This window comes from Tropicibacter alexandrii, assembly GCF_003667315.2.
Taxonomy (GTDB): Bacteria; Pseudomonadota; Alphaproteobacteria; order Rhodobacterales; family Rhodobacteraceae; genus Tropicibacter; species Tropicibacter alexandrii.
The window spans coordinates 300492-316480 of sequence record NZ_RCTZ02000005.1; the positions used below are offsets into that span (position 1 = coordinate 300492).

12 protein-coding genes and 1 pseudogene are annotated in these 15989 nt (G+C 62.3%); 5 read left to right on the plus strand and 8 right to left on the minus strand.

Going from position 1 to position 15989, the window contains the following annotated elements; translation table 11 throughout:
* Window positions 1-115 precede the first annotated feature (115 nt).
* Together D8Z78_RS09225 and D8Z78_RS09230 are read right to left on the minus strand one after the other, a co-directional pair.
* Entirely contained in the window at window positions 116-2347 is a 2232-nt protein-coding gene (locus tag D8Z78_RS09225; protein WP_128910757.1) for a PAS domain-containing hybrid sensor histidine kinase/response regulator, read from the minus strand.
* A 25-nt stretch (window positions 2348-2372) separates the two neighbouring features.
* The gene (locus tag D8Z78_RS09230; protein WP_240672060.1) at window positions 2373-2810 is read right to left on the minus strand and encodes a putative pterin-binding protein; all 438 of its coding nucleotides are present in this window, start codon (window positions 2808-2810) and stop codon (window positions 2373-2375) included.
* 30 nt (window positions 2811-2840) lie between these two features.
* Here D8Z78_RS09230 and D8Z78_RS24580 point away from each other — a divergent pair, with 30 nt between their 5' ends.
* Window positions 2841-3089, plus strand: a complete 249-nt coding sequence (locus tag D8Z78_RS24580; protein ID WP_164932915.1) for a hypothetical protein — start codon at window positions 2841-2843, stop codon at window positions 3087-3089.
* Window positions 3090-3489: 400 nt separating this feature from the next.
* On the opposite strand, the gene D8Z78_RS09235 is transcribed toward D8Z78_RS24580, so the two are convergent.
* From D8Z78_RS09235 to D8Z78_RS09255, 5 genes are all read right to left on the minus strand, one after another.
* Complete coding sequence (locus tag D8Z78_RS09235; protein ID WP_164932929.1) at window positions 3490-5391, minus strand: trypsin-like peptidase domain-containing protein; 1902 nt, start codon at window positions 5389-5391, stop codon at window positions 3490-3492.
* Window positions 5392-5767: 376 nt separating this feature from the next.
* Entirely contained in the window at window positions 5768-7852 is a 2085-nt protein-coding gene (locus D8Z78_RS09240) for an alpha-galactosidase (RefSeq protein ID WP_121629598.1), read from the minus strand.
* Window positions 7849-8697, minus strand: a complete 849-nt coding sequence (locus tag D8Z78_RS09245; RefSeq protein ID WP_121629597.1) for a carbohydrate ABC transporter permease — start codon at window positions 8695-8697, stop codon at window positions 7849-7851. The genes D8Z78_RS09240 and D8Z78_RS09245 overlap by 4 nt, the downstream gene beginning before the upstream one ends.
* A gap of 1 nt (window position 8698) precedes the next feature.
* Window positions 8699-9646: a carbohydrate ABC transporter permease gene (locus tag D8Z78_RS09250; RefSeq protein ID WP_121629596.1), complete on the minus strand. Its 948-nt coding sequence runs from the start codon at window positions 9644-9646 to the stop codon at window positions 8699-8701.
* A gap of 105 nt (window positions 9647-9751) precedes the next feature.
* The gene (locus D8Z78_RS09255) at window positions 9752-10969 is read right to left on the minus strand and encodes an ABC transporter substrate-binding protein (RefSeq protein WP_420824312.1); all 1218 of its coding nucleotides are present in this window, start codon (window positions 10967-10969) and stop codon (window positions 9752-9754) included.
* Window positions 10970-11151: 182 nt separating this feature from the next.
* Here D8Z78_RS09255 and D8Z78_RS09260 point away from each other — a divergent pair, with 182 nt between their 5' ends.
* The 3 genes from D8Z78_RS09260 to D8Z78_RS09270 all read left to right on the plus strand — a co-directional run bounded on the left by D8Z78_RS09260 (window position 11152) and on the right by D8Z78_RS09270 (window position 15034).
* Entirely contained in the window at window positions 11152-11961 is an 810-nt protein-coding gene (locus D8Z78_RS09260; protein WP_121629594.1) for an IclR family transcriptional regulator, read from the plus strand.
* 22 nt (window positions 11962-11983) lie between these two features.
* The gene (locus tag D8Z78_RS09265) at window positions 11984-13042 is read left to right on the plus strand and encodes an ABC transporter ATP-binding protein (protein ID WP_121629593.1); all 1059 of its coding nucleotides are present in this window, start codon (window positions 11984-11986) and stop codon (window positions 13040-13042) included.
* Window positions 13043-13111: 69 nt separating this feature from the next.
* Window positions 13112-15034, plus strand: coding sequence for a beta-galactosidase (locus D8Z78_RS09270; protein ID WP_121629592.1), 1923 nt, complete (start codon window positions 13112-13114; stop codon window positions 15032-15034).
* A gap of 70 nt (window positions 15035-15104) precedes the next feature.
* On the opposite strand, the pseudogene D8Z78_RS24965 reads toward D8Z78_RS09270, so the two are convergent.
* Window positions 15105-15230, minus strand: a pseudogene (locus D8Z78_RS24965) (IS110 family transposase); the annotation flags it as partial.
* Between the two features lie 353 nt (window positions 15231-15583).
* Here D8Z78_RS24965 and D8Z78_RS09280 point away from each other — a divergent pair.
* A complete protein-coding gene (locus tag D8Z78_RS09280) occupies window positions 15584-15871 on the plus strand; it encodes a hypothetical protein (protein WP_128910758.1) in 288 nt (95 codons plus the stop codon).
* The last annotated feature ends 118 nt before the right edge of the window (window positions 15872-15989 follow it).

Sequence of the window (15989 nt, forward strand, 5' to 3'; positions counted from 1 at the left end):
ACACGCCTCACGGAGACTTTACCACGGCGACGGCAAGCCATGGGTGAAAAATTTGATCACAACGGGTCCCTTGGCGTGTGTGACGACCAAAGACCGGAGTGGCAGAGCGCGGCGCTCATGTCCGTTCGCGCTTACCCGCCGTTTCAAGCGCCGTTTCGACGGCGGCCAGCAGGTCAGCGCGGCGGACAGGTTTCATCAGACGTATGTCCTCGCTGCGCAGCCCGTTGCCGTGAACCATCGCCTCATTGGCATAGCCCGACAGGAAGACCACCGGCAGGTCGGTCCGAAGGGCGCGCAATTCCTTGGCTAGGTGGGTGCCCTGAAGGGTTCCGGGCATCACGATATCGGTGATCAACAGGTCGAAATCGTCCGTCGACTTCCAGATTTCGAGCGCCGCGTCACCGGACGGCGCCGGTGTCACCGAATAGCCCGCCCTCGACAGATGCGCGGTCAGCACGTCGAGCACCGCAGGCTCATCCTCTGCCAGCAATATCCGTGCGTCGCCGGGCGTCGTCGTTTCCTGCCGCTGCGGCGGGACGGTCTTCTGGCTGTCGGCGTCGCTGCACGCCCGGAAATACAGCTTGAAGGTGGTGCCGACGCCTAGCTCGGAATAGACCCTGACCGTTCCGCCGGACTGCCGCATGAACCCCTGCACCATCGACAGACCCAGCCCCGAACCGCTGCCTGTCGGCTTTGTCGTGTAGAAGGGTTCGAAGATCTGCGCCAGTTGCCGGGCCTCGATGCCCGTGCCGGTATCGCTGACCGCCAGCATGACATACCGCCCCGGCTCGACCTCTTCGCCGTTGAGGTCGACATAGTCCTGATCGATGCGCAGGTTCGAGGTTTCGATCGTCAGCCTGCCGCCCTCCGGCATCGCATCGCGTGCATTCAGCAGCAGGTTCAGCAGGGCGTTCTGGGCCAGAGACGGATCGACCTCGACCCGCCACAGACCGGCCAGCAAGGAGACCTCGACCTCGATGGATTCCGGCAGGACCCGCGAGGTCCACGATTTCGTCTCGTGCACCACCTTGTTCAGGTCGATGACCTTGGGTTCGAGCCGGGACTGGCGGGCAAAGCTCAGCATGTTCTTGGTCAGTTCGGCCCCGCGTTCCGCCGCAGTGATGGCGGCCTGAACGAACGCGGCGTCATTGGACGGCTCGGCCCGTTCCTGTATCAATTCGAGATTGCCAAGGATGACCGCAAGCAAGTTGTTGAAGTCATGGGCGACACCGCCGGTCAACTGACCGACGACTTCCATCTTTTGCGCCTGACGCAATTGCGCCTCGGCGATGGTTTGCTCCGTGATATCCTGCACGGTCCCGACAAGGCGGGTGGTTCGGCCCGAGGTATCGAGGGACGGCTTGGCACGCTCGACCAAGGTCCTTGTCTGACCGGTTGGCAATTCGATGCGATGGGTCACCTCGTAGATGCTTTGCGTGTCCCACGCCTCACGCGCTGCCATCTTGATCTTTGGGATATCCTCGGGGTGGCACCGCTTGAAGAAGCTGGCGATCGTGCCGTCGAATTCCGACCGGGACAGGCCGAAGATGTTGAACGTCTCGTCGGACCAATACAATTCGCCCTCGGAGTTGACCTCCCAAGCACCGAGCTTGGCGATCTTCTGGGCTTCCCGCAGGCGGGCCTCGCTTACGCGCAGGGTGGCTTCGGCTGCGCGGGTGCGGTCATGCGCCTCAGTAAGGGCGAACTGGCGGTTGAGGTTTTCGCGGTACATCAGCCACAGGCCCGCGACCACGGCCAGCAAAAGCGCGAACGCCCCGGCCAAGGCCACCGCCAGCAAGACCAGCGTCTGCATCGAGGCCTCCCGGCGTCGGATGCTTTCGCTCGCCCAGTTTTCAAGCGTGATCATGTTCAGGCGGCGCAGGTTGTCCCGGATCGAGGCGGCCCGCGCGGCAAAGCCGGGCAGGGCGGCGCGCAAGTCTGGGTCGGCCGCATCGATGATCTCGGTGGCGCCGGTCGCGAAATCGGTAATCTCCGCGAGTTCCGCAGCAAAGCCGGGATTGTCCCGCATCGGTCCCGTGATCTTGCCGTCGTTCAGGGTTTCGACCCGGCTGTAGAAGATGTCGAAGGCGAGACGCAGGGCATCGAGGTCGGCTCCATCCTCGACCTGCGCCAAGGACGCTTGGCGCAGAAACTCGAGATACTCGATTTCGGCATGGTTCACGGTCCATTGCGGGTTTTCCCAGTTCCGCTTCTGGACGATCTCGACGGTTTCGAGAAACTCGATGGCAAGGATGACCACCGCCCAAAGCAACAGCAGGAGCCCCGCGGCAAGCGTGACCCGGAGCAGGTTCCAGAGCCTGCCGCCGCCTTGCTCTAGGAAAGCCAAGGTTCGTCCACCGGCGATCAACGCGTCACTCCCCGCGGACTTCGATATGCCGAAGCTGCCAAATGGCGCGGTTGAAATACAGTTCCTGTCCGCCGGTCAGGTCGTCGAACGGATAGACGACCCAAAGCGGCCCCTTGTTCCTGACCCCCATCGGTTTGCCGTCGCGCAGATAGGCGATGATCGGCCCGGCCTCCTGCGCGTCGCTGACGGGGATGTCGACGATATAACCGTTCAAGGCCTGCGCATTGAGCACACTGCCGCGCGCGCCCACGGCATCGAGCAGATCAGCCAGCGCGACGCCGGTGAATTCGGTCGGGCCGTCGGTCCATGGCGTGCTGGTCACCACGACACGCGCCGGCAAGGCGGTCAGCATGTCCCGGTCGAATTCCGCAACATCGCCGAAATTGGTCCGCGAGATCTGCCCCGTCACCGTCAAAAGAACGTCGCCGCCGGGCGCTGCCAATTCTGCGGCCCAGCTTGTCGAAAGACCGGCGTGCAGGAAGAAAGCGACAAGAACCGCAAGGGTTTGCAGGATTGCCTTGGCCCCTCGGGATCTGTTGATTTGCCGCATGTCACACCCTTCGAAACCCTGCGCCCGCACCGCGTGGGTTTCAATATTCGTTGCAAATCACGAATGCGCAACGAAAATCAGGCATTTTGTCGCAACAAGGCCCAACCCGGTGGCGGGCTCCAAGAATGCACTGTTCGCCGCCGGTTTGCCGAGGAGGGTGTGACCGAATAGAAGGGGGAACCGCTCGCGACCCGCGATGGCGCAACCGTCGCGGGCGTATCGGTCCGGGAAAGCGAATAGAGCTGTCTTCCGTTCTCTTTCCGTATCAACGGCTTGCTTGATTTTAGCTTCGACTTATCGGGATCAGAGCTATTTTCGCCGACACCCGTTAAACCATTGATTCTGTTCTGCCCTGCCCAAATTCTCACGCCGGAGAGGTGGGTTTGTGTGCCGAAAGTGCTCCGGCTGTGTGCTGCCATGGATCAGCACACTCCGCGCGCATAGGACTTCCAGATCATCGATTGAATGCATCCTTGTCTCCGCCGATGTCGCCGTCAGCCACGCCGAAAACCTCGCCAGCAGATCAAGTCGCATCACCCGGACCATCGAACAGGTCGCCGAGATCAGGCACTTAGTCTTGCCGCATCACCCGGATATTGATGTGAAAGGCTTCGTCCCATTCGCCATCCTCGAAGGTGATCGCGCGGCCGGTTGTCCAGCGTTTCGCCAGTTGTTCGTTCAGGTCCAGCACCTTGGGGCGTGGCTTGCCGAACAAAAAGTTGATGGTCGAGCGCAGCTTCAGCCGCCCATCGGGCGAGAGCGACACGCGCAGGTCCTTGTAGGCATCGCTCTCGATGCGCGCCAGATCTTGAAAGCTCAGCACCTCGGTGCGGCCATTTTCCACCCGGATTGCAACCGACCCGATCGTCTCGATCTTGCCGGGGCGATAGGCCGGGTCGGGCTTGCGCCGGAAATAGGCGTCGTCCCAGCGGCGGCGGATGAAGATGCGATAGGTGCCATCCAGCGCGGCGGGCGCGCCGTTGTATTCGTCGGCGATCCGGTCCAGCAGGCTGGCGGACAGATAGCCGCTTTCCTCGATCAGGTTTTCCTTTTGAAAGGCGCGGACGGCACTGCGTGAGGCCGGGCCGAACAGCCCGTCCGGTTCCCCAAGCCCATAGCCAAGCGCGTCCAGCGTGTTCTGGATGTCGCGATATACTTCGCGGGACAGGTCCAGCGCGGCCTCGGCCTCTTCGGGGGACAGGTCGGGGGCCGTGTCGGGCGAGGGCACCGGCGTGTTCAGCAAGGCCGCAAAGCGGTTGTCCGCCGCTGTGGGGGCGGGCTCGGGCTTGGCGGTCTGCGCGGTTTTGGGGGCCTGCGGCGCGGGTGCAGGACTGTTAAGCTGGGTCAGGGCCAGCTGCGCGGCCTGTGCGGCCATGGTGGCGGGGTGGTCCTGAATGACCTGTTGCAAGGCGGCAGCGCGGGCGGTGCCATCGGCCATGCCCAAGGCGGCCAGCAGCGCGGTGTTGGCGCGGCTCTCACGCGCGACGGTGGCGCGGGCGGCAGCACTGTCGGCCTGCTCGGCGGCGGCTCGTGCGGCCTCTGCCTCGGCGGCCAGTCGTTGGCGCTCGGCCTCGGCTTCGGCGAGAATGCGCGCCTTTTCATCGGCCAGCGCCGCGTTTTCCGCTGCGAGGCGCGCGCGCTCTGCCTCGATATCGTCGCGCACATCGTCGGCCCGCGCCGACGCTTTGAGCACATTGGAGGTGGCAAGGATATCGGCCATGGGCACGGCAAAGTTCACCGCGCCCGCGCGCGATCCGGCATGGTGCAGCGCCACCACCTGCTTGAGGTCGGCATCGATCACCGGAGAGCCGGAATTGCCCGGCAAGGTATCGCAGGTGTGCCGCAACCGCCCCGAGGCGACGGCGGGGCTGTCGGTCTGGCATTTCTCGCGGCTGATGCGCTGCGCCTCGCCCATGGGATGGCCGATCACCCAGAGCGGGTCGCGGTCACCGGGCAGCGCTGCCGAGAGATCGAGCGCGCCGAATTCGGCATTGGCATCGCCGCCGACCACTTGCAGCACCGAGTAGTCGAGATCCTTGTTCGTCTCCAGCGGGACGGGATTGACGTGGAACATGCGGGTGCCGTCCTCGATCCCGTCGCGCACGTAGCCAAGGCGGATCTGGACGGCGATGATCGCACTGGCCCCCAGCCGGTCGTTGTCGAGGATTCCGGGCACGCAGTGGTGGTTGGTCACCAATCGGTTGCCGTCGACAAGAAAGGCGGTGCAGGGCGCGTGGCCCTTGTCGGTCAGGATATCCAGCCGCCCGACAGGCCGCCCCGTGCGGGCAAAGACAGAGGTCGCCCCGTAGTTCGAGATGAACTCGTTGTTGTAATCCCCGATCTGCGCCTCCAACTCGGCCCCGGCAAGGGCGGACTGGTTGCGCGACAGAACGGCATTGCCGAAGGTGCTGGCGTCGAACATCAGCAAATCCTGAGCAGGGGCTGCCTGTGCCAGAAGGAGCAAGCCGCTCAACAGGGACAAGGTGTGTTTAAATCGAGTTCTCCCGGATGGCTCTGGGCGATGAAAGGCCAGTTTGAAAGTCATTCTGAAATCCGTAAGGGCCGTTGAAAGGCGACCGAACTTCAGCCTAGGCCAGATCGCCGAGCGTGCCAATCATCAAGCCCCACCGAGTAGGGATGGGTCTTTTGACCTTGCCAGAGGTGCCGTTCGGACGCGCCTTGGATGTATCGGTGGGTAGGCTGAAGCGTCCAATAATGCCCCCTTTACACGGATGTGGGTGATGCCCCCGAGGTCATCACGGCGCAGGGTTTGGGGTCTTGGTCTTGGGGAAGATAGCGAAGATGCGGCGGGCGTGCTGCGCGGTGACGGCCCCCAGACCATCTCGGGATCAAACCAATTCGCCTTCAAGCACCCAAATGGTTTCGGGAAAGCTCCAGGGCAGGGTCAGGCCGTGGCTCATCAGGTAGCCTCCACTGACGGTCATGCTGTCCGTCTTCAATAGCGGAGTGCCGCGCGAAAGCGTTGGCGCATCGGCACGGTTCCGCAATGTGACGCGATACATGGCGTCTCGGGTCAGTCGGGTCAGGCGCAAGGGCCGGGGCGCGATCTGCTTCGACGTATCCTGCTTGCCCGCGAAGACGACAAACCGCCCCCCGCCTTGCGCCAGATGCTGTTCGGCGATCACCGCCGGATCGGGGCTGTCGAGGCGCAGGATATCGGCCTGGACCATCCAGTCACGGTTGTCCTGCCACCACCCTGTCACCTCTTTCAGGATCCGGGCTTCGTCCGCCGTCAGTTCGCGTGGGTCCATCTCGAACCCCATATGTCGCTGCGCCGCGACCCAAGCGCGAAAGCGGATATCAATGGTGCGACCGGATGTGTGGCAAATGCGCGGACCGACATGAGAGCCGGTGACCGCCATCGGCAGGAAGATCGCGGCGTTGTGCTGCATCCTGAGCCGTTCGATGGCGTCGTTGCTGTCCGACAGCCAGACCCGGTGAGTGCGTTTCAGGATGCCGAAATCGATCCGGCCACCGCCCGAGGCACAGCTTTCGATCTCGGTCTTGGGGAAGGCGGCGCGCAGACGGTCGATCAGGTCATAGGAGCCCCGTGTCTGGGCCGCGTCAGGCAGAGGCAGCACGCGGTTATGATCCCATTTGACGTAGTCGATCTCGTATTCGCCGAGGATCCTGCCGACGCGGTCGAACAGGAAATCCCGCACCTCCGGCAGGGCCATGTTGAGCGCCTTCTGATGACGGCCAAGGATCTGGTCCTCGCTGCCAAGCGCCCATTCGGGATGCTTGCGGTGGATGTCGCTGTCCGGGTTGATCATCTCCGGCTCGAACCAAAGGCCGAAGGTCATGCCCAACGCATGAACATGGTCGATCAGCGGGGCCAGACCGTCGGGATACTTGCGCGGATCGACCTCCCAGTCCGACAGGGCGCGGGTGTCGTCGTCGCGGTTTCCGAACCAGCCATCGTCCAGAACGAACCGCTCGGCCCCAAGCTCTGCCGCGAGCGCAGCGATTTCCTTCAGTTCGGGCAGGTTGTGATCGAAATAGACGGCTTCCCAACAGTTGTAATGGACGGGGCGGGGCCGTTCGGGGAAGGGAAAATCCACGACCTCGTCGCGCAAATGGCGCTGGAAGGCCACCGCGCAGCCATTGATCCCGTCATCGGAATAGACGGCGTACAGCACGCCGGTCTCGAAGCGCTGCTTGGCGTTGTTCTCGACACGCGCGGCATGGCCGAACTGGATCTGGCGCCGCCCGTCGGGCAATTCCTCGGCAACCATGCGGTGCCCGCCGGACCATCCATAGTGGAACGCAAAGACGTCGCCCGCCGCGTTGGTCGCGCCCCGACATGGCAGGATCAGGCCCGGGAAGTGCTCGTGCCCGGTGCGACCGGTGCGGTTCTCGCGGTAGCGCATACCCGGCGACCAAGGGACGCGGTTCATCTGGAACTCGCCGCACCAACGCCCGGAAAAGTCGATCATCTCGTCCGACAGTTGCGGCGCGGGAAAGACCGGCGCGGACAGCCAGTGCAGATGGATGGGACTGTCGCATTCCAACTCGGCCTTGGCCTCGATGACATGGGTGATCGGGTTGATACGGAACGAGGCGGCATAGGTCAGCCCATGGGTCGCGTCGCGAAAGGTCAGCCGCAGCGCGTTGACGTCCTGATCGACTCTGTCGAACCTGAACTTGGGCAGGAACGGCATCCCCGTTCCGTCGCGCAGGATCAGCCCGGGTTGTCCGGGAAAGCTGCGCGCCGCTTCCGGGCAGACCGAAAGCTCGGGGTTTACGTCGAGCATGCCGCCGGTGACATCGATCTCGTTGGCCCGGTAGATCGTCACGAGGTCTTCTGCATCGGGCAGCCGTGGTCCCCAATAGACCACCTCGGCGAGGCGGTCGTTGCCGGACCCAAGGACAAGCGACTGCCGACCGTCATCGAGGCGCCAGCATCGGATCACTTGACCGCCCCAAGCGTCAGGCCGGCGATGAAGTGCTTCTGCATCAGGAAGAACATCGCCACCGGCGGCAGCGCCGCCACGATGGAGCCCGCGCTCATCAGGTGATAGGCGGCGCGGAACTGGCTGTTGAACTCGGTGATGCCCGCCGTGACCGGCTGCGCGTCGGGCCCTTGGGTCAGCACCACGGCCCAGAAATAGTCGTTCCAGATGAAGGTGAAGATCAGCACGGCCAAGGCGGCAAGCGCGGGTTTCATCAAGGGCAGGACCACGTACCAGAATATCTTCCATTCCGCGACACCCTCGACGCGCGCCGCTTCGATCAACGGAAAGGGCAGGGCGCGGATGAAGTTGCGCATGAACAGCGTGCAGAAGCCGGTCTGAAACGCAATGTGGAACAGGATCAACCCGGTCTTGGTGTCATAGAGGTTCATGTCGATCGTCAGATCGCGCACCGGCACCATCAGGATCTGGAACGGAACGAAGTTGCCCGCGATGAACATGAAGAAGATCAAAAGGTTGCCTTTGAACCTGTAGACCCCCAGCGCAAAGCCTGCCATGGCCGACAGGGCCACCGCGCCGATCACCGTGGGGATCGTGATCAGCAGCGAGTTCAGCAGGTAGCGGGGCATGTTCGATTCAAAGAACACCCGGCCATAATTGGCGAACAGGTCGAAAGAGGATGGCAGCCCCCAATAGTTGCCGTTCACGAAGTCCGACTCGGGTTTGATCGAGAAATTGGCCACCGCGAGCAGCGGCAGGAGCCACAGGATCAGGGCCAGCGGCAGGAGCGACTGATAGCTGAGCTGTGCGGCGCGAGAGCGCTTTTCGATGGGCGTCGGGAACATGTCAGCGTCCGCCTTTCTCGTCCTGGTACATCGACCAGAGGAAATATGCGATGAACCCGAGCATGAGGATGAACAGGATCACGGCGATCGCGGCGCCATAGCCCATGCGGAACCCGAATTCCGAGAGGGATTCCTCGAACATGTAGAAACTCAGGACCCGGGTCGACCCGAAGGGGCCGCCATTGGTCATGACGGAGATCAGGTCAAAGGAGCGCAGCGCGCCGATGATCGTCACGACGAAGGCGATGAAGGTCGCAGGGCGCAATTGCGGCAGGATGACATACCACAGCATCCGCCAGCCCTTGGCCCCATCGAGGCGCGCGGCCTCGACCTGCTCGGGATCGACGGCGTTCAGGCCGGTCAGGTAAAGGATCATGCAATAGGCCGTCTGCGGCCACAGCCCCGCCGCGATGATGCCGTAAGTCGCCATGCTGGGATCGCCCAGAATGTTCACCGGACCAAAGCCAAAGAGACCGATCAAAGCGTTCAACAGCCCCTCGCGCGGCAGGTAGAACCACGAAAACACCAGCCCGACGACGACCTGGCTGATGACAAAGGGAAAGAAGAACAGCGACTTGTAGATGCGGATGCCCCGAACCGTCTGGTTCAGGAAAAGGGCGATGAACAATCCGGCGGGGATCGCCAGAAGGTACAGCACCAGCCATTTGATGTTGTTCCAGAACGAGGTCTCGAACTTGCGGTCCATGTTCTGGTCACCGATGCCCAGCAGGCGCTCGTAATTGGCGGTGCCGACCCATGTGGCCTCGCCCAGACCGTCCCATTCGTGCAGGCTGATCCAGAAGCTCTGCGCGATCGGGATGATGACGTAGACCGCAAAGAACAGGATCGCGGGCGCAAGGAACAGCAGCGGCGTGACCGCGATTTCGTTGCGTTTGTACCATCCGCGCTGTGCCGGTGGATGCGTATCGGGGACGGTGGCGTGGGACATCAGGCTTCCCTCTATGCAGATCGGACCCTCGTGAAGACCGGCGGCGGTCCGCCGTTCAAAAGGCAAAGCCGGGGGCGGCCGAACACCGCCCCCGTCCGGAATGGATCACTTGTAGATGCGCTGACGGGCGTCTTCGAGACGCGCCAGGATATCATCCAGATTGTCCGGAAAGACCATGAACTCCTGCAGGCCTTCCATGCCGAAGCTGGCCATTTCCGCCGGGAAGTCGCGGTCGAAGAACTGCATGATCCCGCCGCTGGCATTGTTCGACAGCATGTCGAACCCCTGCTGCAGGAACTTGTCGTCGCCGATTTCGGCATTTGCGTTCACCGGCAGTTGTCCGAGGGCGTCACCGGCATTGATCTTGGTCTGGTTCTCGGTCGACACGACAAACCGCAGGAACTCCTTGGCGGCGTCCATGTTCTGCGCGCCCGATGCGATATGGAAGGTGTCGGTCGGCGCGTCCTCGGCATAGTCGACTTCGGCGATCTTGGGGAACTGATAGAAGTCCAGCTGATCGTCGGTCAGGCCGCCGTCCCGCATCGCCGCCACGGCGAAGTTGCCCATCAGGTAGGAGGCAGCCTCACCATTGACCATGAAGGGCAGCGCCTCCTGCCAGGAATAGGTCTGGTGATCGTCGATGAAGGCGCCCATGTCGATCAACTCGCGCCAATTGGCAAAGGTCTGGCGGACGCGGTCATCGGTCCACGGGATCTCGCCGCGGGCCAGTTGCATGTGGAAATCATACCCGTTGGTGCGGCTGTTGATGTAATCGAACCATCCGCCAGCGGTCCAAAGGAACTTCGTCCCGATGGTGTAGCACTTGCGACCGGAGTCGAGGATGGCCTGACAATTGGCCTTTTCTTCTTCCCATGTCGTGGGCTCGCTCAGCCCCAGCTCGTCGAAGATGTCCTTACGGTAGTAGATGCCCCACTGATAATAGGTGTAGGGCACGCCCCATTGCGCGTCGTTGATGGTCATCGCGCCCTTGGTCGAGGCCAGCGCCTCGAATGCCGGTTCCTCCCAAAGGTCCGAGACATCGGCAAAGAGCCCGGCATTGACATAAGGCAGCATCCGGTTTGCGGCGTACCAGTTCACCACGTCCGGCGGGTTCGCGCCGAGGGCGTTGCGGATCTGGGTCTTCCACGCTTCGCGGTCGACGATGGTCAGCTCGATGTTCAGGTCGGGATGCATCTCTCCGAAATCGGCGACCATGCCCTCCATCACGGCGCGCGGCGCAGGGTTCGACATGTCCGAGATGATCCTGAGATCGCCCGACAGCGCCATGCCATGAGACTCGGCCAAGGCCGGTCCGGCCAGCAAGGTGGATGCGCAAAGCGCAATCCAGGCGGTTGTTTTCCTTGATTTCACGATATCCTCCCAGTCTTTGTTCGAGATGGTCCATTTATTGAGTTTGACATCCCATTTATTGAGACGTATGCCGAAAGATAAGATGAGTCAATCATGCAATTTTCGAGCAAAGGGACGGGGGGAAAGTCACGGAGATGGCAGACAGCAAAAAGCCTCAGCGTGAGGCCGATGGCTCTGGCACTGTCGTCAAGGCGCTGGACGTTCTCGACAGCGTTGCGCAGTTTGGTCGGCCGGTGCGGGCTTCGGAAATTTTGACTGCCAGCAATCTCCCGAAGGGCACGCTTTACCGCTTTCTCCAGACCCTGACCGACCAGAACATGCTCAGCTATGATGCCGACCGTCGGGTCTATTTTCTGGGCGTGCGTCTGGTGCGGCTGGCGCAGGTGGCGTGGCGCAATTTTCAAATCGCCCCGGTGGCGCGTCCGCATCTGGATGCCCTTGCCCGAAAGATCGGGCTGGCGACCTATCTGTCGAAACTGGATGGCGGCCAGTGTGTCTCGCTCGAACGCGGGACGCCGGATGTGATTGCCGGGGTCTATCAGGATGTCGACCGGGTCTACCCCGCCTATTGCACCGCCGTCGGCAAGGCCATGCTGGCCAGCCTGCCGGAGCAGGCACGCGAGAACGCCTTGACGATGCAAAGCTTTCATCCGTTGACCAAGTCGACCATCACCGATGCGCAGACGCTGCGGACCGAACTGACACGGGCACGCGAGCAGGGATATGCCGTCGAAGATGACGAGCATGTGCCCGGTGTGATCGCGGTGGCCGTGCCGATCCTGTCTTCCGGTGGGATGCTTTTGGGCGGGATCGGTGTCTTTTCCGGCGACCGGCGGACGGATCTCGAACAGCTCAAGACGCATATCCCGGACATGCAGCAGGCGGCGGCGGATATTGCCCGCGATGCCGCCGATTGGCGCTTCCCGGATCGAAATACGAGATAGAACGCAAAATGGGGGGATTTCGATGTCTGGTGTAACGCTCAACAAGGTCGTCAAGAGATACGGCAATGTGCAGGTCATCCACGGGATCGACCTGACGATCGAGGATGGCGAGTTCTGCGTCTTCGTCGGGCCGTCGGGCTGCGGCAAGTCCACGCTGATGCGTATGGTCGCCGGCCTTGAGGAAACCACCGAAGGGCGTATCGAAATCGGCAAGCGCGACGTGACCCACATGGACCCGTCAGAGCGCGGCGTTTCCATGGTCTTTCAGACCTACGCGCTCTATCCCCACATGACGGTCGAAGAGAATATGGGCTTTGGCCTGAAGATGAACGGCCACCCCAAGGCCGAGATCGCATCCAAGGTGGCCGAGGCAAGCCGCATCCTGAAGCTGGACGAGTTCCTCAAGCGCAAGCCTGCCGCCCTGTCCGGCGGGCAGCGCCAGCGCGTGGCCATTGGCCGCGCCATCGTGCGCGGGCCCGAGGTGTTTTTATTCGATGAACCGCTCTCCAACCTCGACGCCGAGTTGCGCGTCGAGATGCGGGTCGAGATCGCGCGGCTGCACAAGGATATCGGCGCGACGATGATCTATGTGACCCACGATCAGGTCGAGGCCATGACCATGGCCGACAAGATCGTCGTGCTGCGGCTGGGCCGGATCGAACAGGTCGGAGCGCCGCTTGACCTGTATCGCGACCCGGACAACAAGTTCGTCGCGGGGTTCATCGGATCGCCCGCCATGAACTTTCTGGATGCCACCGTCACAGGCGACGGCAATGTCGACGTTCCCGCGCTCAAGACCACGGTCCCGGTGCCGGTCACGCTGCCACCAGAGGGCACCAAGGTGATCCTCGGCATCCGGCCCGAACATCTGGATGTCACCGAGGGCGACGGCATGTCGATCGAACTGACAGAGGCCCTTGGCGGCGTGTCCTACGACTACATCCACGCCGATACCGGCGAGCGTTTGATCGTCGAGGAACGCGGCGATCACCGCTCGGCCCCCGGCAGCCGGGTGTCGCTCAGCTTCGATCCCGCGCGTGCCTTCTTGTTCGACAAGGAAACCGAAGCCCGCATTCGCTGACAGGGCAAGACCACAGGGCCGAATGGCAATCAGGGCGAAAAGCGGTATTCGCAAGCCGGAGCACAGGACATGAAGCGCACTCTCGGAACATGCTATTATCCCGAGCATTGGCCACGCGAGATCTGGGCAGACGACGCCCGCCGCATGGCCGAAGCCGGCCTCACCTGGGTCCGGATCGGAGAGTTCGCGTGGTCGCGGATCGAACCCGAGCCCGGACGGTATGATTTCGACTGGCTCGACGAGGCCATCGCCGTGCTTGGCGCGGCCGGGCTTCGCGTCGTGCTGGGCACGCCCACTGCAACGCCGCCGCGCTGGATGGTCAACCGGCATCCCGACATGCTGGCGGTGGATGCCGAGGGACGCCCGCGCAAGTTCGGATCGCGCCGCCATTATTGTTTCAGCCACGAAGGCTACAAGGCGGAATGCGCCAAGATCGTCACCCGACTGGCCGAACGCTATGGCCAAAATCCACACGTCGCAGCCTGGCAGACGGATAACGAATATGGCTGCCACGACACCACGATCTCTTACAGCGATGCGGCGCGCAAAGCCTTTCAAGGCTGGCTGCGCGTGCGCTATGCCGGGGCGTCGAACGATGGTGACATCCACGCCTTGAACGAGGCTTGGGGCAATGTCTTTTGGTCGATGGATTACGGCAGTTTCGACGATATCGACCTGCCCAACCTGACGGTGACCGAACCGAACCCGAGCCATGTGCTCGATTTCCGGCGCTTCTCGTCGGATCAGGTCACAGCGTTCAACCGCCTGCAGGTCGAGATCATCCGCGCCCATTCAAGCGCGCCGATTGCGCATAACTACATGGGACGGGTGACCGATTTCGACCATTACAAGGTCGGAGCGGACCTCGATATCGCATCATGGGACAGCTACCCGCTTGGCTTTCTCGAAGACCGTGTTCCGGCGAGTGTCGAACAGCAACGCGCCTATGCCCGTCAGGGGGACCCGGATTTTCAGGCGTTCCATCACGATCTCTATCGCGCTGTCGGGCGGGGCCGCTGGTGGATCATGGAACAACAGCCGGGGCCGGTGAACTGGGCGCCGCACAACCCTGCACCTCTAACCGGTATGGTCCGGCTTTGGTCTTGGGAAGCCTTTGCCCATGGGGCGGAGGCCGTGTGCTATTTCCGCTGGCGGCAGGCGCCCATGGCGCAAGAGCAGATGCATGCCGGGTTGCTGCGCCCGGACAGTGCAGAGGCGCCGGGCCTTGCCGAGGTGCGGCAGGTTGCGGACGAACTGGCCGCCGCCCCGCAGGTCAGCCCGTCGCGCGCGCCCGTCGCGCTGATTTTCGACTATGACGCAGAGTGGGCCTGGGCGATCCAGCCGCATTGCGCGGGGCTCAGCTATTTCGAACTGGTCTTCGAGACCTATCGCGCGCTACGCAGGGCGGGTCTGTCCGTGGATGTTCTGCCGCCTGACCCCGCCGCGCTGGACGGCTACAAACTGATTGTCGCGCCCGGGCTGGTGCATATGCCGGACGCATTGAAGGCCGCCTTGACGGCAAGCGGCGCGATCGCGCTGGTCGGCCCGCGCACGGCCGCGCGGGATGGCAGTATGCGCATCCCCGTGCCTCTGCCGCCGAATGTGCCGGGTCTTGACGTCACCGTCACCCATGTCGAAAGCCTGCGACCTGATACGCCCGTCAGCCTTGAACGCGGTGGCGCGGTTCGAAGCTACCGGGAGGTGCTGGACACCGGTGCCGAGGTCCTGGAGAGCACGACAGACGGGCAGGCCGTGGTGGTGTCCCAAGGCAGGCTGATCTATGTTGCGGGTTTCCTTGATCGCGATGCAATGCGGCGGATCATAAAAATAGCCTCCGCCCGCGCCGGGCTTGAGACGCTCGATCTGCCCGAAAGCGTGCGGTGCCGCGACACTGGCGAAGAACGGTTCTGGTTCAATTATGGAACCCACACCGAGGACGCAGATGGTAGGGCATTCCCGCCGCTGTCCGTCACCCGGGAAGTCCTCAGGTAGGCGCCGACACCCTCACGAGGCGCATCGTAAGTCAGCCGACAGGTTTGCGTGACAGCATCCTGCCCCGCTAGGTCCCAAGCTGCGCTTCCCGATGGAAGTGCCGTTTGATGATGACGTTGTTGGCTCCAATGATCATAAGGCGTCTCAAGGATCGCTTGCCCATCTTAATCGTGGCTCCGAGCCGCTGCATGCCGCCGGGGCACGAGGTCCAGCCATACTGCATACAGCGCTCGGCGGATGAGCCGTCGTGAAAAACGAAGAAGACACGTGATGTAAGCCGCGTGTGCCCCTCGTGTGCCAAGGTCGCAGCTTGGGGGAAAGTAAACGGAGCCGTTTCCCGTTTTATATCTATATCAACCACTTAGATGATTTTGGCTCTGGCGGTAGGGACTGGAGGCCAGCGCTCGGAACACCTTATTTCATTGGACAGGACGCTGGGATTCCGGTTGGTTGTCGTTTGGATTCCAGCTTGTGCCCCAAATTGATTGCTCAAGTGTGCCGCCCGTGCAAGCCCGGTTGTGTGCATTGTGAATGCTCTGACACTTACGCATGGTCATCAGGGAACGATCAACAAGGTTGGCATCAGCCGTTGGCGCTACCGAACAGGCAATTCAACATCCATCGCGGCGCATCGACTGGTATCCGCGACAGCGACGCACCACCGTGATGGTCCGGGTCCGTCCGGAGGCCTTTCACAAGACAGTTGGCGCAGAGTTCCGCGCCGTTCACGCGGAACTGGTAGCTTATTTCAAGGATACGGTCGCTCACCCGATCGATGACGCCATGAAGTCCGACGGCGACGATGAGAACATTGAGACCGGGCTGATCGGAAAATAGAAAAGGGAGCATGGCGCGACAACGTCTTCATCGAAAGGCTCTGGACGTGTCGCGGTTTGATGCCGCTCCTTTGATAGCATTTATTGCAGCAAAGGAGACGAACCATGGGACTGAAACG

Excerpts from the sequence above, each read along its gene's own strand:
- D8Z78_RS09265 (WP_121629593.1), top strand. The coding sequence starts at position 11,984 with ATGTCTGGTGTAACGCTCAACAAGGTCGTCAAGAGATACGGCAATGTG.
- D8Z78_RS09250 (WP_121629596.1), bottom strand. The coding sequence starts at position 9,646 with ATGTCCCACGCCACCGTCCCCGATACGCATCCACCGGCACAGCGCGGA.
- D8Z78_RS09280 (WP_128910758.1), top strand. The coding sequence starts at position 15,584 with ATGGTCATCAGGGAACGATCAACAAGGTTGGCATCAGCCGTTGGCGCT.
- D8Z78_RS09270 (WP_121629592.1), top strand. The coding sequence starts at position 13,112 with ATGAAGCGCACTCTCGGAACATGCTATTATCCCGAGCATTGGCCACGC.
- D8Z78_RS09260 (WP_121629594.1), top strand. The coding sequence starts at position 11,152 with ATGGCAGACAGCAAAAAGCCTCAGCGTGAGGCCGATGGCTCTGGCACT.
- D8Z78_RS09245 (WP_121629597.1), bottom strand. The coding sequence starts at position 8,697 with ATGTTCCCGACGCCCATCGAAAAGCGCTCTCGCGCCGCACAGCTCAGC.